The 23,291-nt window shown below is 71.5% G+C and carries 19 protein-coding genes; 10 read left to right on the top strand and 9 right to left on the bottom strand.

What is annotated here, in order from left to right; translation table 11 throughout:
* Positions 1 to 209: 209 nt before the first annotated feature.
* Positions 210 to 521 (bottom strand): hypothetical protein, encoded by a 312-nt coding sequence (locus ACIPWY_RS36790; RefSeq protein WP_393699738.1) that lies wholly within the window; start codon positions 519 to 521, stop codon positions 210 to 212.
* Positions 522 to 754: 233 nt separating this feature from the next.
* On the opposite strand from ACIPWY_RS36790, the gene ACIPWY_RS36785 reads away from it, so the two are divergent.
* A complete protein-coding gene (locus tag ACIPWY_RS36785; RefSeq protein ID WP_393699736.1) occupies positions 755 to 3,172 on the top strand; it encodes a serine/threonine-protein kinase in 2,418 nt (805 codons plus the stop codon).
* A 297-nt stretch (positions 3,173 to 3,469) separates the two neighbouring features.
* Here ACIPWY_RS36785 and ilvD read toward each other — a convergent pair whose 3' ends face one another.
* The 4 genes from ilvD to ACIPWY_RS36765 form a co-directional block, all read right to left on the bottom strand.
* Complete coding sequence (ilvD, locus tag ACIPWY_RS36780) at positions 3,470 to 5,323, bottom strand: dihydroxy-acid dehydratase (RefSeq protein WP_362900841.1); 1,854 nt, start codon at positions 5,321 to 5,323, stop codon at positions 3,470 to 3,472.
* 217 nt (positions 5,324 to 5,540) lie between these two features.
* Positions 5,541 to 6,176 carry a TetR family transcriptional regulator gene (locus ACIPWY_RS36775; protein WP_362900843.1) on the bottom strand — a complete coding sequence of 212 codons (636 nt, stop codon included), beginning with the start codon at positions 6,174 to 6,176 and terminating at the stop codon, positions 5,541 to 5,543.
* The gene (locus ACIPWY_RS36770) at positions 6,173 to 6,997 is read right to left on the bottom strand and encodes a sugar phosphate isomerase/epimerase family protein (protein WP_393699733.1); all 825 of its coding nucleotides are present in this window, start codon (positions 6,995 to 6,997) and stop codon (positions 6,173 to 6,175) included. Before ACIPWY_RS36770 ends, ACIPWY_RS36775 begins: the two co-directional genes overlap by 4 nt.
* Before the next feature lie 222 nt (positions 6,998 to 7,219).
* Entirely contained in the window at positions 7,220 to 8,152 is a 933-nt protein-coding gene (locus ACIPWY_RS36765) for a Ppx/GppA phosphatase family protein (protein ID WP_362900847.1), read from the bottom strand.
* Between the two features lie 302 nt (positions 8,153 to 8,454).
* Between ACIPWY_RS36765 and ACIPWY_RS36760 the strand changes: the two genes are divergently transcribed.
* A complete protein-coding gene (locus ACIPWY_RS36760) occupies positions 8,455 to 9,195 on the top strand; it encodes a hypothetical protein (protein WP_362901446.1) in 741 nt (246 codons plus the stop codon).
* 88 nt (positions 9,196 to 9,283) lie between these two features.
* On the opposite strand, the gene ACIPWY_RS36755 is transcribed toward ACIPWY_RS36760, so the two are convergent.
* On the bottom strand, positions 9,284 to 11,077 hold the full coding sequence (locus tag ACIPWY_RS36755; protein ID WP_362900848.1) for a BACON domain-containing protein: 1,794 nt from the start codon (positions 11,075 to 11,077) through the stop codon (positions 9,284 to 9,286).
* 255 nt (positions 11,078 to 11,332) lie between these two features.
* On the opposite strand from ACIPWY_RS36755, the gene radA reads away from it, so the two are divergent.
* Together radA and disA are read left to right on the top strand one after the other, a co-directional pair.
* Entirely contained in the window at positions 11,333 to 12,742 is a 1,410-nt protein-coding gene (radA, locus tag ACIPWY_RS36750; protein WP_393699730.1) for a DNA repair protein RadA, read from the top strand.
* A 121-nt stretch (positions 12,743 to 12,863) separates the two neighbouring features.
* A complete protein-coding gene (gene disA, locus ACIPWY_RS36745; RefSeq protein WP_362900849.1) occupies positions 12,864 to 13,988 on the top strand; it encodes a DNA integrity scanning diadenylate cyclase DisA in 1,125 nt (374 codons plus the stop codon).
* Positions 13,989 to 14,385: 397 nt separating this feature from the next.
* On the opposite strand, the gene ACIPWY_RS36740 is transcribed toward disA, so the two are convergent.
* Positions 14,386 to 15,186 carry a hypothetical protein gene (locus ACIPWY_RS36740; protein ID WP_362900850.1) on the bottom strand — a complete coding sequence of 267 codons (801 nt, stop codon included), beginning with the start codon at positions 15,184 to 15,186 and terminating at the stop codon, positions 14,386 to 14,388.
* 186 nt (positions 15,187 to 15,372) lie between these two features.
* On the opposite strand from ACIPWY_RS36740, the gene ACIPWY_RS36735 reads away from it, so the two are divergent.
* Complete coding sequence (locus ACIPWY_RS36735; RefSeq protein WP_393699727.1) at positions 15,373 to 16,014, top strand: phosphatase PAP2 family protein; 642 nt, start codon at positions 15,373 to 15,375, stop codon at positions 16,012 to 16,014.
* Here the strand turns inward: ACIPWY_RS36735 and ACIPWY_RS36730 are convergent, their stop codons facing one another.
* Positions 16,015 to 16,662 (bottom strand): response regulator transcription factor, encoded by a 648-nt coding sequence (locus tag ACIPWY_RS36730; protein WP_362900853.1) that lies wholly within the window; start codon positions 16,660 to 16,662, stop codon positions 16,015 to 16,017. It abuts the gene before it with no gap.
* Between the two features lie 164 nt (positions 16,663 to 16,826).
* Complete coding sequence (locus ACIPWY_RS36725) at positions 16,827 to 18,386, bottom strand: histidine kinase (protein ID WP_362900855.1); 1,560 nt, start codon at positions 18,384 to 18,386, stop codon at positions 16,827 to 16,829.
* 144 nt (positions 18,387 to 18,530) lie between these two features.
* Between ACIPWY_RS36725 and ACIPWY_RS36720 the strand changes: the two genes are divergently transcribed.
* From ACIPWY_RS36720 to cseC, 5 genes are all read left to right on the top strand, one after another.
* Entirely contained in the window at positions 18,531 to 19,427 is an 897-nt protein-coding gene (locus ACIPWY_RS36720) for an A/G-specific adenine glycosylase (protein ID WP_393699724.1), read from the top strand.
* Between the two features lie 181 nt (positions 19,428 to 19,608).
* Positions 19,609 to 20,157 (top strand): SigE family RNA polymerase sigma factor, encoded by a 549-nt coding sequence (locus tag ACIPWY_RS36715; protein WP_356286745.1) that lies wholly within the window; start codon positions 19,609 to 19,611, stop codon positions 20,155 to 20,157.
* The gene (locus ACIPWY_RS36710; protein ID WP_362900858.1) at positions 20,145 to 20,798 is read left to right on the top strand and encodes a hypothetical protein; all 654 of its coding nucleotides are present in this window, start codon (positions 20,145 to 20,147) and stop codon (positions 20,796 to 20,798) included. Before ACIPWY_RS36715 ends, ACIPWY_RS36710 begins: the two co-directional genes overlap by 13 nt.
* A gap of 106 nt (positions 20,799 to 20,904) precedes the next feature.
* Positions 20,905 to 21,621: a two-component system response regulator CseB gene (gene cseB / locus ACIPWY_RS36705; RefSeq protein WP_393699721.1), complete on the top strand. Its 717-nt coding sequence runs from the start codon at positions 20,905 to 20,907 to the stop codon at positions 21,619 to 21,621.
* A 206-nt stretch (positions 21,622 to 21,827) separates the two neighbouring features.
* On the top strand, positions 21,828 to 23,207 hold the full coding sequence (cseC, locus tag ACIPWY_RS36700; protein WP_362900862.1) for a two-component system sensor histidine kinase CseC: 1,380 nt from the start codon (positions 21,828 to 21,830) through the stop codon (positions 23,205 to 23,207).
* The last annotated feature ends 84 nt before the right edge of the window (positions 23,208 to 23,291 follow it).

The following is a 23,291-nucleotide window of genomic DNA, read 5'->3' as shown; positions in this document are numbered from 1 at the left end:
CCGGTGCCGAAGGCCGGTGCCGAAGGCCGGTGCCGAAGGCCGGTGCCGAAGGCCGGTGCCGAAGGCCGGTGCCGAAGGCCGGTGCCGAAGGCCGGTGCCGAAGGCCGGCGGTGACATGACGGGCCCGACGATGAAATGACGCGGGGCGACGGTGAAATGACGCGGGGCCGGTCGCGCACGTCGGAGTGTGCGACCGGCCCCGCAATCCGCTACGCGCAGCGCGGCGCCACGTAGCCGTCGCTGCCGGTCTTCACGTACGCATCGGAGACGTACTCGCCGACACCGATGTTGTCCCACAGCTTGGTCGTGCCATAGGGGCCGCTGACGGTCTCCCCCGGGCGCTGACAGAAGATCGGCACGGTGGCGCCCTGCGGCAGCATGCGGATCAGCCGGTAGTGCGTACCAGGACCACTGCGGACGTTCAGCGTCGTGCCGGGCGCGACCGCGTAGTAGCGCTGCGCCGCGGCCTCTACGCCTGCCTCCAGTGCCTCTCCTGAATCCTCTTTTTCCTCAACTGCCATGTGGGCCTCCCCCGTTGAACTCCTGAGCCTTCCTTGAGCCGAACCCGCTGGAGCTCCGTTAGAGCTCGTTCAGAGATCGTTGAGCCCCCGTTGAAACCAGTGTGTTCAGCTGATGCACGCGGAGGCTAGCAAGCCTCGTCCGTCTCGTACGAATCATCGACTAGGCTCCGTGCGTCGCTCGTGCGAACGGCTGCACGCGGGGCGCTCACGGATGACAGCCACGGGGGTGGACCATGCCGCCAGGCCGCAGCGCCGGACCCGGCGCGGAAGCGGAACTTCCCGAGTACGCGGGCCACTACCGCCTTGAAGGACACCTGGGTTCCGGCGGCATGGGCGTCGTACATCTGGCGCGGTCCGCCTCGGGAATGCAGCTCGCGGTGAAGGTCGTGCATGCCGAGTTCGCCAGGGACCCCGAGTTCAGGGGACGCTTCCGGCAGGAGATCGCGGCCGCACGACGAGTGAGTGGCGCTTTCACCGCGCCGGTCGTCGACGCCGACCCCGATGCCGAACGCCCGTGGATGGCCACGCTGTTCATTCCCGGCCTCACCCTCGCCGAGCATGTGAAGCGGAACGGCCCGCTGCGGCCCGCCCAGTTGCGTCAGGTCATGGCCGGACTCGCCGAGGCGCTGCGGGACATCCACCGTGCCGGGGTCGTGCACCGCGACCTGAAGCCGAGCAACGTGCTGCTGGCCGAGGACAGCCCGAAGGTGATCGATTTCGGGATCTCGCGGCCGAAGGACAGCGAACTGCGCACCGAGACAGGCAAATTGATCGGTACGCCGCCCTTCATGGCACCGGAGCAGTTCCGCCGGCCGCGCGAGGTGGGACCGGCTGCCGATGTCTTCGCACTCGGTTCGGTCCTGGTGCACGCGGCGACCGGACGTGGCCCCTTCGACTCCGACAGCCCCTACCTGGTCGCCTACCAAGTGGTTCATGACGAGCCCGATCTGACGGACGTCCCGGACGACCTGGGCCCGCTGATCATGCGCTGTCTCGCCAAGGAACCCGAGGACCGTCCGACCCCCGACGAGCTGATGAAGGAGCTGCGCCGGGTCTCCGCGCTGTACGACACCCAGGCGTTCATACCCTCACAGCGCGGGGCCGCCGGAGTGGGACCTGGAGCGGGAGCCGCAGCCGGAGCGGGAGCGGGAGCGGGAGTCAGGGCAGGATCCGGGGCCGCAGCCGGGGACCGATGGCCGTCCCACGGCGCACCCGCGGCGCCGCACAGCCACTCGTCCCGCGCAGCCGCGGAGACGCATATCCGTTCGTCCCGCGCACCCGCCGAAGGTCCTGCCGAGAGCCGGTCGGCCGACAGCCCGTCGGCTGACAGCCCGTCGGACTCGGGCCGCTCCCCCGGCCGTCCAGGCCTCAATGCCCCCGGCCGTCCCCCCTCCCACTCCACGGAGGCCGGCGACAGCCGGGCAGCCGGCGTCCCCCGTCGGCGGCGCTCTCTGGTCGTCGGCGGTGCCCTGACCGTCGTCCTCGCGGTCGCCGCGGCGTCCGTCGCTCTCACGTCACTGAGCGACGACGGGCCCTCCAGCGCGCGCTCGAACTCCACGGCCGGTCACGCCGCGCACGGTTTCAGGCCCTGGGTCCGCGGGCTGGGCAGCGGACCGGGTGCCTCGGCCGCCGGGATGCCGACCTGCTCGTACGGCGGCGGAGCGCTGCGATGTGCGCTGCCCGGCGTGCTCGCCGCGTCCGTCGATCCACGCGACGGAGACGTGCTGTGGAGTCGCAGATCCACCGGCACCAGCGGTGATCCGGACGCTTCGCCGACGGCGACGGCCCCCGTGTTCTCCGGCGGCCTCGTCCACACGATCAGTGACGACGGCCTGCGTCTGCGCGCGCTCGATCCCCGTACGGGCAAGCCCCGATGGGACATGGACATCGCCGCGTACGACGGCCGTGTGCTGCACGCGGGCGGGACGGTGCTGCTCACCGCGGCCGACGGGACGGTCACCGGGGTCGACGGCGCCACGGGCGACAAGGTCTGGAGCCACCGTCTGCCGGGTCAGACGCAGCCCACGTTCGCGTACTTCGGCAAGGGCCTCGCGTATGCGACGACCGTCTCCCCGGACGGTTCGAGTACGCAGGTCAGCGCCGTGGACCCGGAGTCCGGCGCCGTTCGGTGGAAACGGCGGCTCAGCGGGAACCTGGCCCCGGTCGGCACCTCGAAGGGCGCCGTCTGCTTCACCGAGCGCGACACTGCCAGCGAGACCGTCGCCCTCGTCCGCTACGTCCCGACGAGCGGCAGCGTGCGCCGGTCGGCGCTGCCGACCGCCCTTCCCCAGGCAACGGCCACTCTGCACGGCGACTCCGTGTATCTCCTCGCCGTGGGCGGGGCGCTCGTGGCCGTGGACACGGCGACCGGCACTCAACGGTGGCGGCTGGAAACCTCCATCAGCAGGGGCTCGGCACCCGCGGCCGACGACCGCCACGTCTACCTCACCGCCCCTGACGGCCGACTCCTCGCCACCGACGTCCGGACCGGCAAGCCCCTCGGGCAGACGCGCCCACGGCTCGGGAATGAACCCGGGCGGGTGGTCGGAGAGCTGCCCGCGCCCGTCGCGGGTGAGGGAGGGCGCGTCTACGGGAGTGCGCCGGACGGAAGTGTGTTCGCGGTGGACGGGCGGGAGCCGGAACGCTGGTGACTCGGGCGGGGGCGCCGGTCACTCGGGCCGGGACATCACACCCCGAGACCCGGTCCTCGTACAGAAAGCCCCGGTCCCCGTACAGAAAGCCCCGGTCCTCGTACAGATGTGAGCCCGCCCGGCAGCGAAATCGCCACCGGGCGGGCTCATATCGGCGTAGGTCCGGAAGGACACAGCCATCGGCACGGGTCCAGAAGGACTCAGCGACCAGCACAGGTCCAGAAGAACTCAGCCATCGGCGTGCAGGTCCAGGCGGCCTCAACCGGAGTCGGAGCCGCCTGGTCCCGGTCCCGGTGCTCAGCCCAGCTTCGAAACGTCCCGCACCGCGCCCTTGTCCGCGCTCGTGGCCATCGCCGCGTAGGCGCGGAGCGCGGCCGAGACCTTGCGGTCCCGGGCGAGCGGGGCGTAGACGCCGTTCAGGGCGTCCCGGCGGGTGGCCAACTCGTCGTCGGAGACGAGGAGTTCGATCGAGCGGTTCGGGATGTCGATGCGGATGCGGTCGCCGTCCTGGACGAGGGCGATCGTGCCGCCGGACGCCGCCTCGGGCGAGGCGTGGCCGATGGACAGGCCCGACGTGCCGCCGGAGAAGCGGCCGTCCGTGACCAGGGCGCAGGTCTTGCCGAGGCCGCGGCCCTTCAGGAAGGAGGTCGGGTAGAGCATCTCCTGCATGCCGGGGCCGCCCTTGGGGCCCTCGTAGCGGATGACGACGACGTCGCCGTGCGTGACCTGCTTCTTGAGGATCTTGTCGACGGCTTCTTCCTGCGACTCGCAGACGACCGCCGGGCCCTCGAAGGTCCAGATCGACTCGTCGACGCCCGCCGTCTTCACGACGCAGCCGTCGACCGCGAGGTTGCCCCTGAGGACCGCCAGGCCGCCGTCCTTCGAGTACGCGTGGTCGGCGGACCGGATGCAGCCGTTCTCCGCGTCCTCGTCTAGGGCCTCCCAGCGCTCCGACTGGGAGAACGCCTCCGCCGAGCGGACGCAGCCGGGGGCCGCGTGCCACATCTCGACGGCCTCGGCGGACGGGGAGCCCGCGCGCACGTCCCACGTCTTCATCCAGTCGGAGAGCGACGGGCTGTGGACGGCGTGAACGTCCTCGTTGAGGAGGCCGGCGCGGTACAGCTCGCCCAGCAGGGCGGGGATGCCGCCGGCGCGGTGCACGTCCTCCATGTAGTACGTGCGGTCCTTCGCCACGTTCGGGGCGACCTTGGAGAGGCACGGCACCCGGCGCGAGACCTCGTTGATCTCCTCGAGGCCGAAGGGGACGCCCGCCTCCTGGGCGGCGGCCAGCAGGTGCAGGATCGTGTTGGTGGAGCCGCCCATGGCGATGTCGAGCGCCATCGCGTTCTGGAAGGCCGCGAAGGTGGCGACGTTACGCGGCAGGACCGACGCGTCGTCCTCGTCGTAGTAGCGGCGCGTGATGTCCACGATCGTGCGGCCCGCGTTCTCGTACAGCGCCTTGCGGGCCGTGTGCGTGGCGAGGACCGTGCCGTTGCCGGGGAGGGAGAGGCCGATGGCCTCGGTCAGGCAGTTCATGGAGTTGGCCGTGAACATGCCGGAACAGGAGCCGCAGGTCGGACAGGCGTTCTCCTCGATACGGAGGATGTCCTCGTCCGAGATGTTGTCGTTCACGGCGTCGGAGATCGCGTCGACCAGGTCGAGCGTGCGCACGGTGCCGTCGACCAGGGTGGCGCGGCCGGACTCCATCGGGCCGCCGGAGACGAAGACCGTCGGGATGTTCAGGCGCAGGGCCGCCATCAGCATGCCCGGCGTGATCTTGTCGCAGTTCGAGATGCAGATCAGGGCGTCGGCGCAGTGCGCCTCGACCATGTACTCGACCGAGTCCGCGATCAGGTCGCGGGAGGGGAGCGAGTACAGCATGCCGCCGTGGCCCATCGCGATGCCGTCGTCGACGGCGATCGTGTTGAACTCGCGCGCGATGCCGCCCGCCGCCGTGATCGCGTCGGAGACGATGCGGCCGACCGGCTGGAGGTGCGTGTGGCCGGGCACGAACTCGGTGAACGAGTTGGCCACGGCGATGATCGGCTTCCGGCCGATGTCCGCACCGGGTACCCCGGAGGCGCGCATAAGGGCACGTGCGCCCGCCATGTTGCGTCCGTGGGTGACTGTGCGGGACCTCAGCTCGGGCATCGTCGCTCGCTCCTTCAAGGGCCCGTTCCGGGGCCCGTGCGGCAGATAGGGCTGCTATCGAGCGTACGCCGCCGATCCAAGATCCGGACAGGGTGTCCGAAATGCGGGACGGGCGTCTCGTTGTACGTGCCCCCGGTCGGCGTGTCCGTCCGGGCTCCGGCAGGGTGCCGTCCGCGTGCCGCCCCCGGATGCCGGCCGGAGCGCGAAGGCCGGCTCGTCACTCCCCCGTCAGATGCCCCTGCACCACAGGTGCCACCCGCTCGACGATCCGCTCCACGTCCGCGGACGCCAGCGGTTCCACCTTGATCACGTAACGCAGCATCGCGATCCCCACGAGCTGCGCCGCCGCCAGCTCCGCCCGCAGCTCGGCCTCCTCGGGCGGCAGGTCCAGCTGCCGGGCGATCTTCCGCAGCAGCTGTACGGCGACCAGGCGCCGGAAGACGGCCGCCGCGGTCTCGTTGTTGACGGCGGAGCGGACGATCGCGAGGAGCGGGGCGCGGGTCGCCGGGTTCTCCCACACGGAGAAGATGAAGCGGGTGAGGCGCTCGCCGACGCCGTCGACCGGGCCGTCCTCGATCGCGGCCGGCGCGTTCAGGGCGGGGGCGAAGGCGCCCTCGATGGACGCCTCGAAGACCTGCTCCTTCGTACCGAAGTAGTGGTGCACCAGCGCCGCGTCCACGCCCGCAGCCTTGGCGATACCGCGTACCGACGTCTTCTCGTAGCCGCGCTCGGAGAACTCCGCGCGGGCCGCCTCCAGGATGCGGTCGCGGGTCGCGGGGCCCGCCGCCTCCGTCTGCGTACGGGAGGGCCGGCCCCTGCGGCGTACGGGAGGGGCGTCGTCCGGGCCGGTCATGAGCGGGGGACCCGGACCGCCGACGCGAGGTGGAGGCGGGTGAAGGCGAGCGCCTCGGCGAGGTCGGCCTCGCGTTCGGCGCTGGACATGGCGCGGCGGGTGTTGACCTCGATCACGACGTGCCCGTCGAAGCCGGTCAGCGCGAGGCGCTCCAGGAGCTCGGCGCAGGGCTGCGTGCCGCGGCCGGGGACCAGGTGCTCGTCCTTCGCCGATCCCCTGCCGTCCGCGAGGTGGACGTGGCCGAGGCGGTCGCCCATGCGGTCGATCATCGACAGCGCGTCGGTGCGGGCCGTCGCCGTGTGGCTGAGGTCGATCGTGAAGTGCCGGTAGTCGTCCTTGGAGACGTCCCACTCGGGGGCGTACGCGAGCATCTCGCGGTCGCGGTAGCGCCAGGGGTACATGTTCTCGACGGCGAAGCGGACGTCCGTCTCGTCGGCCATGCGCCAGATGCCGTCGACGAAGTCACGCGCGTACTGGCGCTGCCAGCGGAAGGGCGGGTGGACGACGACCGTGGACGCGCCCAGCTTCTCGGCCGCCGACTTCGCGCGCTGGAGCTTGGTCCACGGGTCGGTGGACCAGACGCGCTGCGTGATCAGCAGACAGGGCGCGTGCACGGCGAGGACGGGGACCTGGTGGTAGTCGGAGAGCCTGCGCAGGGCCTCGATGTCCTGGCTGACGGGGTCGGTCCACACCATGACCTCGACGCCGTCGTAGCCCAGGCGTGCCGCGATCTCGAAGGCCGTCGCCGTCGACTCCGGATAGACCGAGGCCGTCGACAGGGCGACCTTCGCATCCGGGATGCGCACCACTGGTTCTGCCACGCAGACAGAGTACGGGCCCCGGCTGAGCCCCGGGGAGTTGGCCGGCGGGCGGGTGCTGTGGGGTGCGCCTCAATGCGGCTCCTCAATGCGGCTGCACCCGGAAAGCGCGGAGCCGCCGCTGCCCGTACGTGCGCCACACCCCCGGCATACGGTCGAGCCGCCGCTGCCCGTACGTCCGTCACACCCCCGGCATACGGTCGAGCCGCGCTGCCCGTACGTCCGTCACACCCCCGGCATGTGGTCGAGCCGTCGGAGGATCACGCCTTCCCGGAGCGCCCAGGGGCAGACCTCCAGGGTCTCGACCCCGAACAGATCCATGGCTCCCTCGGCCACCAGCGCGCCCGCGACCAGCTGGCCCGCGCGGCCCTCCGAGACCCCTGGGAGCTCGGCGCGCTCCGCCTCCGTCATCGACGCGAGGCGCGGCACCCAGTCCTCCAGGGACTTGCGCTTCAGCTCCCGCTGGACGTACAGCCCGTCGGTGGAGCGAGCCGCTCCGGCGAGGCGCGCGAGCTGCTTGAACGTCTTGGACGTGGCTACGACGTGATCGGGTTTGCCGAAGCGCGCGAACTCTCCGACGGAGCGCGCGATCTGCGCCCGCACGTGCCGCCGCAGCGCCTTGATGTCCGCGGCTTCCGGCGGGTCGCCCGGCAGCCAGCCCGCCGTCAGGCGCCCCGCCCCGAGGGGCAGCGACACCGAGGCGTCGGGCTCCTCGTCGATGCCGAACGCGATCTCGAGTGAGCCGCCGCCGATGTCCAGGACGAGCAGCTTCCCGGCCGACCAGCCGAACCAGCGGCGGGCCGCGAGGAACGTGAGCCGGGCCTCCTCCTCGCCGGTGAGGACGCGCAGCTCGACGCCGGTGTCCTCCTTGACCCGGGCGAGGACCTCGTCGGCGTTGCTGGCCTCGCGCACGGCGGAGGTGGCGAAGGGCACGAGGTCCTCGACACCCTTGTCCTCGGCCGCCTCCAGGGCGTCCCGCACTGTGGCGGTCAGCCGGGCCACGCCGTCGGCGCTGATGGCGCCGCGGTCGTCGAGCAGTTGCGCGAGCCGCAGCTCCGCCTTGTGCGAGTGCGCGGGCAGCGGTCGCGCACCGGGGTGGGCGTCCACCACAAGCAAGTGCACCGTGTTCGAACCCACGTCGAGGACACCGAGTCTCATATACGGAACGCTACTGCGCGTGGCGCGGACGTCAGTCCCCGAGGGCACTGCAGCGCGCTTACCCTGGAACCGTGCCAAAGACGAAAAAGGTCAACGCCGACAAGAGCGACAAGCGCGGTAAGAGCGACAAGGAAGCCAAGTCGGCCACGAAGCCGTCGAAGGCGCCGAAGTCGAAGGAATCAGGGAGCAAGGCATCAGGCATTAAGGAATCAGTAGGTAAGGGGTCATCGGCGAAGGGGGCGTCCACTAAGGGTTCGCCCTCGAAGGGGTCGGCGAAAGGTTCCGTCCCCGACGAGAAGGGGCTGGACTTCGCGCGTGCCTGGGTCGAGTTCCCCGACCCCGCGGACGACGAGCAGGTCTTCCGCTGTGATCTGACGTGGCTGACCTCGCGCTGGAGCTGCATCTTCGGGAGCGGCTGCCAGGGCATCCAGGCGGGCCGCGCGGACGACGGCTGCTGCACGCTCGGCGCCCACTTCTCCGACGAGGACGACGAGAAGCGCGTCGCCGGCTTCGTGGCGCGGCTCACCCCCGACATCTGGCAGCACCACGAGGTCGGTACGCAGACGGGCTGGGTCTCCACGGACGACGACGGCGAGCGGCAGACCCGCCCGTACAACGGCTCGTGCATCTTCCAGAACCGTCCCGGCTTCAAGGGCGGCGCGGGCTGCTCGCTGCACATCCTGGCGATCAAGGAAGGCCGCGAGCCCCTGGAGACCAAGCCGGACGTGTGCTGGCAGCTGCCGGTCCGGCGGACGTACGAGTGGATCGACCGGCCCGACGACACCCGGGTGCTCCAGGTGTCCATCGGCGAGTACGACCGCCGCGGCTGGGGCGCGGGCGGCCACGATCTGCACTGGTGGTGCACCTCGGCGACGTCGGCCCACGGCGCGGGCGACCCGGTGTACGTCTCCTACCGGCCGGAGCTGACCGAGCTCATGGGCAAGGAGGGCTACGACCGCCTCGCCGAGCTGTGCGAGGAGCGCCTGGCCTCCCAGCTGCCGCTGCTCGCGCCGCATCCGGCGGATCCCGCCACGGCTTCCTGAGACCGTCCTCGACTGTCCGGCGGATCTCCGCCGACCATCCGTCGGCTATGCGCCTGGCAGTCGAGGAAGGTCCGCTGGGCTCGCTGGGCTATCCGCCGCTGGGGCTCCCGCCGCCGCTCGCCGGCGGTGACGAGTCCGCAGGGCCCGACGGGCTCGGTGACGGCTCGGACGGCGTGGGGCTCTGGTCGGACGGGGTGGGGTCCGGGTCCGACGGGCCCGGGTCCGACGGCGTGGGGCCGGGGTCCGACGGGCCGGGGCCCGGGTTTCCCGTGTTCGACGGGCCGGGGCCCGGATCCGAGGTGCCGGGCTGCGAGGGGCCCGAACTCCCGTATCCCTCTATTGAGATGACTGCCCCGGAGGGGTCGATGCCGATGCGGGCCGACCAGTGACCGGCGGGCTCCCGGTCGTGATCGACGTACACCCGGATCGTGAACGACTCGCCTGGCCGCAGGGTTCCCGACCTGCTCGTCAGGTAGAGCCAGCCGGCTCCGGTGTGCGCGGACCAGTGGACCGGTGAACTCCCGGACGCCGTCAGCGTGATGAGGGTCGCGGAGCCGCTGGGCTGCGCCTCCACGGTGAGCCGTCCCGGACCGGAGTGCGAGGGTCCGCCGGGGCTGATGACCTCCACGGAGACGTCCGGTGAGCGGCTGCCAGCGGTGAAGCGGGGGTCGGGGGTCGTGCGCGCGTTGCCCGCGTTCTCGTAGGCGCCGTCCGCGCGGTTGCCGTCGAGCCCGCCCGGGTCGCCGGCCTCGCTCGCGCTGATCGAGCGCCCGTCCTGGCCCTCGCCCGTCAGCGGCGCCCCCCGGTACGCCGCCCACAGCGCCAGCACCGGGGCAGCCACGACCGTGGCGACGACCGTCGTCGTGACGGCACGCGCGCGTAGCCGGTCGCGGCGGGCGGCGCGGTCCTTGGGGTCCATCGGGAAGCCGCGCCGGTCGAAGCGGGGTGCCGCGCCGCGCTGGGAGCCGTTGCCGTGGGCCATCGCCCGGTGCAGTGCCGCGCGCGGGGCCGTCGCGAGGGGCAGGGCGGCCGGGGTGACCGTGGTGCCGGGCCAGGCGCCGGGGGCGGCGCGCTCGGCGGTGCGGCGGCAGCGGGGGCAGTCGTCGACGTGCCGGACCAGTTCGCGGCGCAGGGCGGAGCTCAGCAGCAGCTGGTTGTCTCCGGTGAGGCGGGCGACGCTCGGGCAGTTGCCGGTCTCCACGACGGCCAGCGCGGCGCGGGTGCGTTCCACCTCGCAGGCGGCGGAGGCCAGCAGCTCTCGGGTGAGCCCCGGGTCCGTACCGAGTGCGGCGGCGACCTCTCGGGGCGACAGCTGGTGCCGTACGGCGAGTTCCAGCGCCTCGCGCTGCTCGGGCGTCGTACCGGCGGCCTCCGGCCAGGCCAGGAGCGCCAGCTCGCGGCGGCGCTGTGCCTGGATCTCCTCGGAGGGGGCCTCTTCGGAAAGGGGCTTCTCGGAAGAGGGCTTGGGGGATGAGTTCTTTTGGGATGGGGTCTTAGGGGATGGGGCCTTTTCTGCGGGCCTGGTTTCGGGGCGGGGCCTGCCCGAGGCGTGCGCCCCCTGTCTGCGGCGCCTCGCCTCCGTCAGGGCCCGCAGGCACGACCAGCGCGCGAGCGCGTACAGCCACGCCTTCCGGTCGCTCTCGGTTTCGGGGCCGCGGGAGCCTCGGCGTTCGGCGAGCGCGAGGGCGTCGCCCAGCGCCGCGATGGCGTCGTCGTGATCGCACAGGACGGACAGGCAGTACGTGAACAGGCCGTCCAGATAAGGCTCGTAGCGCGATGTCGGGCGCTGGGGTACGGTCCGCGGCGCAGGTCGACCGCGACCGTCGCGGTGCGCCCGGTGTGCGCCGGTGGGCTGCGTGGGGGTTTCCGGCCTGCTGGTCATCACCCGTGCGACCGTAGGCGGATGGTGCCGCACCCTTCCTCCCCCTTGGGGACATTTAATCCGTACGGGTGAAACGATCCCTCAAAAGGGGACGGGAACAGCAAATTCCGTACGCGGGAACATGTGCTCGGCGCATTTGTGTGCGCCGGGGCGCATGGGCGCACACCCGGCGCGGGGGGTGCCGTCGATGGTCCGGAGCAGGCATTGTCGGTGGTCGGCGTCGGGTTGTCAGTGGTCTCGGTTACGGTTCGGTGCATGGCTGCCCGTACGAAATCCGGCAAGGACCGGCCGTCCTACCGCTGCACCGAGTGCGGCTGGCAGACGGCGAAATGGCTGGGTCGCTGCGGCGAGTGCCAGGCGTGGGGGACGGTCGAGGAATACGGCGCGCCCGCCGTGCGGACGACCGTGCCCGGCCGGGTCACGACATCCGCCGTCCCGATCGGCCAGGTCGACGCCCGGCAGGCCACCGCCCGCTCCACCGGCGTGCCCGAGCTCGACCGGGTCCTCGGCGGGGGCCTCGTCCCCGGCGCCGTCGTCCTGGTCGCGGGCGAGCCCGGCGTCGGCAAGTCCACCCTCCTGCTCGACGTCGCGGCCAAGGCCGCCAGCGACGAGCACCGCACCCTGTATGTCACGGGCGAGGAGTCGGCCAGCCAGGTCCGGATGCGCGCCGACCGCATCAAGGCGATCGACGACCATCTGTACCTCGCCGCCGAGACCGACCTGTCCGCGGTCCTCGGCCACCTGGACGCCGTGAAGCCCTCACTGCTGATCATGGACTCCGTACAGACCGTCGCCTCCCCCGAGATCGACGGTGCCCCCGGCGGCATGGCCCAGGTCCGCGAGGTCGCCGGCGCCCTGATCCGCGCCTCCAAGGAGCGCGGCATGGCCACCCTCCTCGTGGGTCACGTCACCAAGGACGGCGCGATCGCCGGACCCCGTCTCCTCGAGCACCTCGTGGACGTCGTCCTCTCCTTCGAAGGCGACCGGCACGCGCGCCTGCGCCTCGTACGCGGGGTGAAGAACCGGTACGGGACGACCGACGAGGTCGGCTGCTTCGAGCTCCACGACGAAGGCATCACCGGACTCGCCGACCCCAGCGGGCTGTTCCTCACCCGCCGCGACGAGCCCGTGCCCGGGACGTGTCTCACCGTCACCCTGGAGGGGCGGCGGCCTCTCGTCGCCGAGGTCCAGGCCCTCACCGTCGACTCCCAGATCCCGTCCCCTCGGCGTACGACCTCCGGTCTGGAGACGTCTCGCGTCTCGATGATGCTCGCCGTGCTCGAGCAGCGCGGGCGGATCAGCGCGCTGGGAAAGCGGGACATCTACTCCGCGACCGTCGGCGGCGTGAAGCTCTCCGAGCCCGCCGCGGACCTCGCCATCGCGCTCGCCCTCGCCAGCGCCGCCAGCGACACCCCGCTCCCCAAGAACCTCGTCGCGATCGGTGAAGTGGGCCTCGCGGGCGAGGTCAGACGGGTGACCGGCGTGCAGCGCCGGCTCGCCGAGGCGCACCGGCTCGGCTTCACCCACGCCCTCGTTCCGAGCGACCCCGGCAAGGTGCCCGCCGGTATGAAGGTCACCGAAGTCGCCGACATGGGGGACGCTCTGCGCGTGCTGCCCAGGAGCCGTCGCCGAGAGGCCCCACGGGAGACGGAGGAGCGCCGGTAGACTTTGCCCTGGTCTCGCCCGTGCGTACGAACCCTGGGCATTCAAGATCTGCAAGTTCCGCAGGATCCGCGACATCTATGGCATTTGCGACATCTGCGACATCTGCGACCGGAGGAGTGCAGTGGCAGCCAACGACCGGGCAGCAGCTCCCGGCAAGTCCGGCGGGAGCTCCGGTGCCGATGGGCTGATGCGCGCCTCACTGAGCGCCGTCGCGCCCGGTACGGCGCTGCGTGACGGCCTCGAGCGCATCCTCCGCGGCAACACCGGCGGACTCATCGTTCTCGGCTGGGACAAGACCGTCGAGTCGATGTGCACCGGCGGTTTCATCCTGGACGTCGAGTTCACCGCGACGCGCCTGCGCGAGCTGTGCAAGCTCGACGGCGGCATCGTCATCGACAAGGACATCACCAAGATCCTGCGGGCGGGCGTCCAGTTGGTGCCCGACCCCACGATCCCCACGGAGGAGACGGGCACGCGCCACCGCACCGCGGACCGCGTGAGCAAGCAGGTCAGCTTCCCCGTGGTCTCGGTGTCGCAGTCCATGCGGCTCATCGCCCTTTACGTGGACGGGCAGCGGCGCGTCCTCGAGGACTCGGCCGCGATTCTCTCCCGTGCGAATCAGGCGCTCGCGACTCTTGAGCGGTACAAGCTCCGCTTGGACGAGGTGGCCGGGACGCTCTCCGCCCTCGAGATCGAGGATCTCGTTACCGTGCGCGATGTGACCGCGGTCGCGCAGCGGCTGGAGATGGTGCGGCGGATCGCCACCGAGATCGCCGAGTACGTGGTGGAGCTCGGCACGGACGGGCGGCTGCTCGCCCTTCAGCTCGACGAGTTGATCGCCGGGGTCGAGCCCGAGCGGGAGCTCGTCGTCCGGGACTACGTGCCGGAGCCGACGGCGAAGCGGTCCAGGACCGTTGATGAGGCCCTCTTCGAACTCGACGCGCTGACGCATGCTGAGCTTCTCGAACTGTCCACCGTGGCACGCGCGTTGGGGTACACCGGGTCTCCGGAGACCCTCGACTCGGCCGTTTCGCCGCGCGGGTTCCGGCTGCTGGCGAAGGTGCCCCGGCTGCCTGGGGCCATCATCGACCGGCTTGTCGAGCACTTCGGCGGTCTGCAGAAGCTGCTCGCCGCCAGTGTCGATGACCTGCAGACGGTGGACGGCGTCGGTGAGGCCCGCGCCCGGAGCGTGCGGGAAGGGCTCTCGCGGTTGGCCGAGTCTTCGATTCTGGAGCGGTACGTCTAGCAGTACGTCGCGTCGGGCCTGGAGCGGTACGTCCAGCGGTACGTCTCGTCGGGCCTGGAGCGGTACGTCCAGCGGTACGTCTCGTCGGGCCTGGAGCGGTGCGTCCAGTCCGGCCCGTCGCGGTGCTGGTGCGGCTTGTGGGTTATTCCCAGCGCCGCCTTCGGGTGCGGGGCCGCGCCGGGATGTACGTGCTCGCTGTTCTACGGGGCCTCGTCGCCGGACCAGTTACCCGCATGTGGTGCTGGTGGCTCCGCGCGCACATCCCGCCACAGCCCCTCGCGTCTCGTACGCGGCTGCCGACCGGCGGGGTCTGCCCTTCGGCCCTTTCGCCACCCGGTCCCTCAGGTGACTGCGGGTGCCGGCTGTGGGTGCCGGCTGTGGGTGCCGACTGCAGGGGTCAGTCCTTGGCCAGTACGAAGGACGTCTGGGCCTTGGGGAGTTGGGCCGCCTTTGCCTCTACGAGGTAGGTGCCTGGCGTTGCCGGGCCCGCCGTCGGGGTGGCGCACTGGGGGGCGCTTGCCTTGCGGTCCCACTCGATCGTGTGCGTGATGTGGGCGCCCGCCGGTACGCGCAGCAGCAGGCTGCCGGAGCCCTTGGGACAGTCTTCGGAGGACCAGATCTCGTTGTCGCTGGATGCCTGAGTGATCGTCAGGACCGCGTTCTTCGGGCCCAGGTCGACCTTGCAGTCCTTCGCCGTCGTGTTCTTGGCCGTCAGCTCGAACTTCGGCTTCTCGCCCGGCGCGTACGAGTTGTGGACGCTGCGCAGCGTCAGGGTCACGCCGCCCGTCGTGCAGTCGGGGAGGCTCGAACCCGCGGGGAGCCGGTCGCCGGCGCCTGTGCCGCCAGTCGCGCCGTCACCGGTTCCCGCCCCCGAGCCGGTCCCGCCGGAGCCCGAGCCTGACGCGTCGCCGTTGTCGTCGTCGGAGGAACCGCCGTCACCGCCACCGCCCGACTCGTCGCGGCCACCCGGGTGTTCGCTGATCGCGGGTCCGGACCCGGAGGGGCCGGGCGTGATGGAAGAGGGCGCGGTGTTCTTGTCGTTCTCACCACCGGCGCTGTTCCTGCCGCCTCCCCCACCGGAGTTGACGGCCCATACGATCAGCAGCGCGAGCAGCGCCACCATGGACAGCAGAACGGCCCTCCGTCGCCAGTAAATGGTGGAGGGAAGCGGCCCGATCGGATTGCGCAGAGATCCCACGGCGCAAACTGTACGAGAGATCCGTCCGTTCTCCCGCCCCCACCCGCCGCCACGGCCCGCGAGTTTTGCGGATCATAGTCCCGGGCGTCGGTTTCGGCGCGCGGACAACCCCTGTCTTTCGTCAGGTACGGGACGGGACCATGGCCGGATGTGACCGCGTACGGGCCTTACGTACCGTCCTTGACCATGGGAACCTTCGACTCCGATCTCTATCTCGACATCACCGGCTTCGCCCACGACACCCCGTCGTGGTTCCAGCACCTCATGGAAGTGTTCACCGAGCTGGGGCTGTTGCTCTTCGCCCTGCTCTTCGTCGTGGCCTGGTGGCGGGCCCGGCGCGGTGATCCACGGGCCCTGACCGTCGCGGTGCTCGCCCCGCCGGCCACCGGCGTCGCCTATGTGTGCAGCGAGCTGGTCAAGTCCGGTGTGGACGAAGAGCGCCCCTGCCGGGCCGTCTCCGGCGCCTTGAACTCTCTTGTCGCGTGTCCCCCTCATGGCGACTGGTCGTTCCCCAGCAACCACGCCACCATCGCCGCCGCCTCCGCCGTCGGTCTCACCCTCGCCTGGCCCGCCATAGGCCGGCTCACGATTCCCCTCGCCCTCCTCATGGCTTTCTCCCGCGTCTTCGTCGGCGTCCACTACCCGCACGACGTTGCTGTGGGCCTGGTGGTGGGGGCCCTTGTCTCGTTCGTCGTGGTGCGTCTTTGCGCGGGGGGCGGGGCTCGCGTCGCTCTCGCCCTGCGGGGGTCCGGGAGTGGGGTCGTCCGCTGGTTCGCCGGGCCGGGGGCGGTCGTCGAGTACGCGGTCGTCGCCGGTCATCGGCGGTGATCAGACCAGGCCCGCCTCGTACGCCACGATGGCCGCCTGCACTCTGTTCCTGACCTCCAGGCTCTCCAGGACCGCGCTGACGTACGCCTTCACCGTGCCCTCCACCAGGTGCAGGCGGCGTGCGATCTCCGGGTTCGAGAGGCCCGCGCCCACCAGGCCCAGCACCTCGCGTTCGCGCGGGGTGAGGGTGGCCACTCTGGCTCTGGCCGCCGCCTCCCGGCCCAGGCGCTGCGCCCCGAAACCGTCGATGACGTGGCGCGCCACCTTCGGCGACAGGAACGCCGCGCCGTCCGCCACCGCCCTGATCCCCGCCATCAGCTCATGCGGGTCACCGGACTTGAGGAGGAATCCGGTGGCCCCGCCGGCCAGGGCACGAGCCACGTACGCGTCCTCCGAGAACGTCGTCAGCATCGCCACCGCCGTACCCGGCACGGCTCGTACGATCTCCTCCGCCGCCGCCAGGCCGTCCAGGCGTGGCATGCGGATGTCGAGGATCGCCACGTCGGGGCGGTGGGCCTGCGTCAGGCTCACCGCCTCGCGGCCGTCCGCCGCCTCCGCCACCACCTCGAAGTCGCCGCCCGCCGCGAGGATCGCGCTCACCCCCGCCCGGATCATCGCCTCGTCGTCCGCCAGCAGCACCCTGATCACTTCGCCCCCTCCCACTCCGCCATCTGTTCTTGCACCTGCTCATGCACCTGCTCATGCACCTGTTCTTGCACCTGGACCGTTGCGCCTGGTGCGATACGTCTTGTTGATTACGTCTTGCTTCATTACGTCTTGTTCATCACGTCTTGTTCATCACGTCTGGCTCGTTACATCTGATCCGTTGCTTCAGGTCTATTTGTGCCTGGTCTGGGGATCACGCTCTTTTCCACGAGTTCGTGGTTGTTGTCTTTGTCGAAGCAGAGTCTGAAGTGGTCCACCGGGACGAAGAGTTCGCCGCTCGCCCTGTAGTAGCGGCAGTCCGTTCCCGGTGGTGGCGGAGTCGGGGCACGGTCCACCGGTGGGTCGCTGATCGTGCGGTCCGGCAGGCGCGGGACCGTCTCCCCCAGCGGCGTTCCGATCTTCAGGCTCGTGTACGCGGTCGGCGTCAGCACCGCGTGCGTCTTCGTGTACGCGTACCAGGCGAACGCCCCGCCGATCAGGACCGCCCCCACTGCCGCCGCCGCTCCGAACGCGACCCCGACCCGGCGGTGCGCCAGGCGTCGCGCCGAGGTGAAGAGGGCGCCGGGGGAGGTGTCGGGGGCCGGTGGGTTCTTGGTGGGGATGCCGGCGCTGACGCGGTAGCCCTGCCCGTGCGGGCCCGCCTCGAACGAGCCGCCCAGCGCCGTCACTCCGGCGCGCAGGCCGATGAGGCCCGTACCGCTGCCCGGCGGGCCCGGGCGGTGTCGGGGGCGGCCGTTCGTGATCTCCACCGTCGTCCCGGCTTCGTTCTGCGTGTGTTCGACGGTGACGGGCGCGCCCGGGGCGTGTTTCGCCGCGTTCGTCAGTGCTTCCTGCACCACTCGGTAGGCGGTGCGGGTGGTGGTGCTGCTGGTGGTGGCGTTCTGGGGGCGGTGCAGTTTTACGGGGAGGCCCGAGGCCGCCGCTCTTTCGATCAGCTCCGCGATGCTTTCGCCCGGTGGGGCCAGGGGCGCCGGCTCGTCGTCCTCGCGCAGCAGGCCGATGATGCCGTGCAGGCGGTCCGTCGCGTCCGACGCCGCCGCGCGCAGCTCTCCCGCCGCCGTGCGGTGCGCCTCGCCCATGCCCGGCGCCACCTGGAGCGCGCCCGCGCGCAGTGCGATGAGGCTCAGCTCGTGGCCCAGCGAGTCGTGCATGTCCTGGGCGATCCTGGCCCGCTCCCGCAGTCTCGCGCGGTCGGCGATGATTCTGTGTTCGCGTTCCAGCTGTTCCGCCCGCGCCCAGCCCGCCGCCGTCAGCTCCCGGCTCTGGCGCCAGTAGCGGCCGATCAGCCAGGGGAAGACGGCGCCGAACAGCAGCGTGCCCATGAGGACCAGCCACTCGGCGGCCGGGTCGACCTGGCGTACCGCGATCTTGGCCGTGCCGGCCGCCGCCACCGCCGCGAACGAGAGCAGCGCGACGCCCGTCGCCGTGCCGCGCAGGCCGAGCAGGAAGGCGAAGGCCGCCAGCGCGCAGCCGTACGACGTGGTGAAGAGGGAGGTGGACGTGGCGAGGCCCGGCGCCGCCGCGAGCAGGAACGCCGTGGCGGGCCAGGTGCGGTGCAGCGCGGTCGCCGCGGCCAGGATCGCGAGGCCGGTGAGCTGCGCCCACAGCGGAGTCCGCTCGTTCAGGCCGAGGCGCTCCGCGGCGACTACGGGGACGGCCAGGGCCGCCCAGAGCAAGGGGCCCGTACTGCGGGCTGGTGGTCTCACGTCTTCCGAAGGTACAAGCGGTGGTGGGGCCGCCGCCCCTGCCGATCGTCAGGGGTGTGCGTCAAGCGAGCGAGGCCGAGCCAACCCGTTTGCGTCGCAGGGTGTCCGCGCCGTCCCCGCCTCCCATGGCAGGATCGTCCTGCCATGACTGCGCCCACGAACACCAGCACCGAGTCCCTGCACGCCCCCGTCATCGACTGGTTCGCGGAGAATGCCCGCGACCTGCCGTGGCGCCGCCCCGACGCGGGCCCCTGGGGCGTGATGGTCAGCGAGTTCATGCTCCAGCAGACGCCGGTGAGCCGCGTCCTTCCCGTGTACGAGCAGTGGCTCGCACGGTGGCCGCGCCCCGCCGATCTGGCCAAGGAGGCGCCCGGTGAGGCCGTGCGCGCCTGGGGCAGGCTCGGCTATCCCCGCCGCGCCCTGCGGCTGCACGGCGCCGCCGTCGCCATAACGGAGCGGCACGGCGGCGACGTACCCACCGCGCACGGCCAGCTGCTCGCGCTGCCCGGCATCGGCGAGTACACGGCCGCTGCCGTGGCCTCCTTCGCGTACGGGCAGCGGCACGCCGTCCTCGACACGAACGTGCGGCGTGTGTTCGCGCGGGCCGTGAGCGGTGTGCAGTACCCGCCGAACGCCACGACCGCGGCCGAACGCAAGCTCGCCCGCTCCCTGTTGCCCGAGCAGGAGTCGACGGCCTCGCGCTGGGCCGCGGCCTCCATGGAGCTCGGCGCCCTCATCTGCACGGCGAAGAACGAGAGTTGCCACCGCTGCCCCATCGCCTCCCAGTGCGCGTGGCGGCTCGCGGGCAAGCCCGACCACGTCGGGCCGCCGCGCCGCGGGCAGACGTACGCGGGCACGGACCGGCAGGTGCGCGGGAAGCTGCTCGCCGTGCTGCGGGAGGCCGTCTCGCCCGTTCCCCAGGAGGTGTTGGACCGCGTGTGGGACGAGCCGGTGCAGCGGGCGCGCGCCCTCGACGGGCTGGTCGCGGACGGGCTCGTGGAGCCGCTGCCGGACGGCTTCTACCGGCTGCCGATGAACTGACGGGCGTACACGTTTACCCACGTCTTACGTCTGTTACACAACCGACGGACAGCCGTGCGCCCGCCGCAGGCTGAAGCGGACACCCCCGTGACAACGCCTCCGTAGCTTCCTCCGTGTACCGATCACCTACAGGTGACGGACACGGAAAGCGCGAACGGTTCGCGAACGGGAGGCGGTTGGCATGGCGCACGGCGAGGTGCTCGAGTTCGAGGAGTACGTCCGCACTCGGCAGGACGCCCTGCTGCGCAGCGCCCGGCGCCTCGTGCCGGACCCCGTCGACGCCCAGGACCTGCTCCAGACCGCGCTGGTGCGGACATTCGGCCGCTGGGACGGCATAGCCGACAAGCGCCTCGCCGACGCCTATCTGCGCCGCGTCATGATCAATACGCGTACGGAGTGGTGGCGCGCCCGAAAGCTCGAAGAGGTGCCCACCGAGCAGCTGCCCGACGCGAGCATCGACGACTCGACCGAGCAGCACGCCGACCGCGCACTCCTCATGGACATCATGAAGGTGCTGGCTCCCAAGCAGCGCAGCGTCGTGGTGCTGCGACACTGGGAGCAGATGTCCACAGAGGAGACGGCCGCCGCCCTCGGCATGTCGGCCGGAACCGTGAAGAGCACGCTGCACCGGGCGCTGGCCCGGCTCCGCGAGGAGCTGGAGAGCCGGGACCGCCACGAGTCCGGTCACCGCGCGCTCGAACGGGAGGAGACGGAGCGTTGCGCGGCCTAGGCATACGTGCCGGTCGGGTCCTGAAGGCGGGGAGTACGGCGGTGGCCGCGCTCGCCGCCCTCGGCCTTTTCCTCGGCGCCCTCACGGCCTGCTCGGCCGGCGGCACCGGCGCCCGTGACGAGGGGCCCGCCCGCTCCGAGCCGGGGGCCTCTGTCGCCCCGAAGGTGTCGTCCTCTCCGGCGTCCCCCGCGCCCAAGCAGGTGGACGCGGTCCGGCTCGTCAAGGACGACCCGGCGGTGAGCACGGAGGTCAAGCGCGACCTCAAGCCGTGCGTGGGGAAGGAGTACCCGGTCGACGTGTCCTACGGAAACCTGACGGGGAACACGTCGAACGACGTCGTGGTCAACGTCATGACCTGCGGCGACGCCGTCAGCATCGGCAGCTACGTGTACCGCGACACCGGCGGGAAGTACGAGAACGTCTTCAAGGCCGAGGAGCCTCCGGTGTACGCGGAGATAGACCGGGGCGACCTCGTCGTCACCAAGCAGGTGTACGAGAAGGGCGACTCGGTGGCGTATCCCTCGGGTGAGGACGTCCTGACGTATCGCTGGACGACGGGCCGGTTCGTCGAGCAGGACAGGACGCACAACGACTACAGCAACGCGGTGAACGGGGACACGCCCGAGCCGTCCGACAACTGAGCGGCCGGGCCGGGCAGCCCCGACCATGCTGAGCAGATGACGGCGCAAGACGTCACATGACGGACCAGACCACTTTCGGACGACGTATCAGGAGCAGCGGATTCGGATGGCAGAGCACACTCACGTCCTCTTCGTCGAGGACGACGACGTCATCCGCGAGGCGACCCAGCTCGCCCTCGAGCGGGACGGCTTCGTGGTCACGGCCATGCCCGACGGCCTCTCGGGCCTCGAGGCGTTCCGCGCGAACCGGCCCGACATCGCGCTGCTCGACGTGATGGTGCCGGGCCTGGACGGCGTGAGCCTGTGCCGCCGCATCCGTGACGAATCCACCGTCCCCGTGATCATGCTGTCGGCGCGGGCCGACTCGATCGACGTGGTGCTCGGCCTGGAGGCGGGCGCGGACGACTACGTGACCAAGCCCTTCGACGGGGCCGTCCTCGTGGCGCGGATCCGGGCCGTGCTGCGGCGCTTCGGGCATGCGAACGGGTCGGCGTCCGGCGTGGCGCCGGCCGCCCCCGACCACTCCGGCGCCACCGGCGGTGTCCTGCACTTCGGCGATCTGGAGATCGACACCGAGGGCATGGAGGTCCGTAGGGACGGCGCCCCGGTCGCGCTGACGCCGACGGAGATGCGGCTGCTGCTGGAGTTCTCGTCCGCGCCCGGCACGGTCCTCTCCCGCGACAAGCTCCTCGAACGCGTGTGGGACTACGGCTGGGGCGGGGACACCCGCGTCGTCGACGTCCATGTGCAGCGGCTGCGCACGAAGATCGGCCAGGACCGGATCGAGACGGTCCGCGGCTTCGGCTACAAGCTCAAGGCCTGACGGACCGTGCCGGGGCGGGGTGTTGCGTCGGAGGCGGGTGCCGGGGCGGACGCGAGTGTCGGGTCGCGGCGGGGTGCCGTGTCCCGGCTGAGTGTCTTGCCTGGGCCGGGTGTCTTGCCTGGGCCAGGTGTCTGGGGAACCGTTTGCCCGGTCGGGCCGTGGGCCGGCCGGGTCATTCGCTGTCGAACTAGGGACGGGATCGGGATATGAGGGGGGCCGCCGCGACCGCGCGCGCCCGGCTCGGGCGGCCGCTGCGGGTGCCGCTGAGACGGCTGCGGCCGGTGCTGCACACCGGCGTGCGCTGGAAGATCAGCGTCGCCATCGCCCTGGTGGGGGCGCTCGTCGCCGTCGCCCTGAGCCTGGTCGTGCACAACGCGGCGCGCGTCTCGATGCTGGACAACGCGCGCGACGTGCAGGACGAGCGCATCCAGTTCGTGGCGCGCCAGTACGAGGCCACCGGGCGCGGCCTCCCCGTCGGCTTCAAGGTCGACGACCCGGGCATACCCTCCGACCTGCGCAAGAAGGCGATGGCGGGGCGGCGCGCCACCTTCGTCTCCGAGGAGGCCGGCGGCGTACCCGACATATGGGCCGCGGTCCCGCTCGGCGACGGGCGCCTGCTGTCCGTGCACACCCGCTTCACCGACCGCAGCGCCACCGTCATGAAGGACCTCGACCAGGCCCTGATCATCGGTTCGATCTCGGTCGTCTTCGGCGGGTGCGCCCTCGGCGTGCTGATCGGCGGACAGGTGTCACGGCGCCTGCGCAAGGCGGCGCTCGCGGCCAGGGAGGTCGCGCAGGGGCGGACCGACGTACGGGTCGGAGACGCCATCGGCGGTGTCGTGCGCGACGAGACCGACGATCTCGCGCAGGCAGTCGATGCGATGGCCGACGCCCTGAAGCAGCGGCTCGAGGCGGAGCGCCGGGTCACCGCGGACATCGCGCACGAGCTGCGTACGCCGGTGACCGGGCTGCTCACCGCGGCGGAGCTGCTGCCGCCCGGACGCCCGAGCGAGCTGGTCAAGGACCGGGCCCAGGCGATGCGCACGCTCGTCGAGGACGTGCTCGAAGTGGCGCGTCTGGACAGCGCCGCCGAGCGGGCCGAGCTCCAGGACCTGCTGCTGGGCGAGTTCGTGACGCGGCGGATCGGCGCGCGCCACGCGGACGTCCTGGTGAGCGTGGTGCACGAGTCGGAGGTCACCACCGACCCGCGCCGCCTCGAACGTATCCTCTTCAACCTCCTCGCCAACGCCGCGAAGCACGGCAGGCCCCCGGTCGAGGTCAGCGTCGAGGGCCGGGTCGTGCGCGTACGCGATCACGGACCCGGATTCCCGGAGGAGTTGCTCGACGAGGGGCCGAGCCGGTTCCGTACAGGCGCTGCGGACCGTGCGGGCCATGGGCACGGTCTGGGCCTGACGATCGCGGCGGGCCAGGCGCGCGTGCTCGGCGCCCGCCTCACCTTCCGCAACGTGCGCTCGCCGGGCGCTCCTGCCGAAACTCCGGCGGAGGGCGCGGTCGCGGTGCTGTGGCTGCCGGAACACGCGCCGACGAACACAGGAAGCTTTCCGATGCTTCGGCTGCCGGACTGAGGCGGACACGGGGGCGGACACTGAGGCGGACCGGGCACGCTCCCGTCGCCGTCGTCCTCGCTGCGGCTCTGGGACGGGAGCCAG

Source organism: Streptomyces sp. NPDC090032 (genome assembly GCF_044748025.1).
In the GTDB taxonomy this organism is placed as follows: Bacteria; Actinomycetota; Actinomycetes; order Streptomycetales; family Streptomycetaceae; genus Streptomyces.
This window is presented reverse-complemented; position numbering and strand designations above follow the sequence as displayed.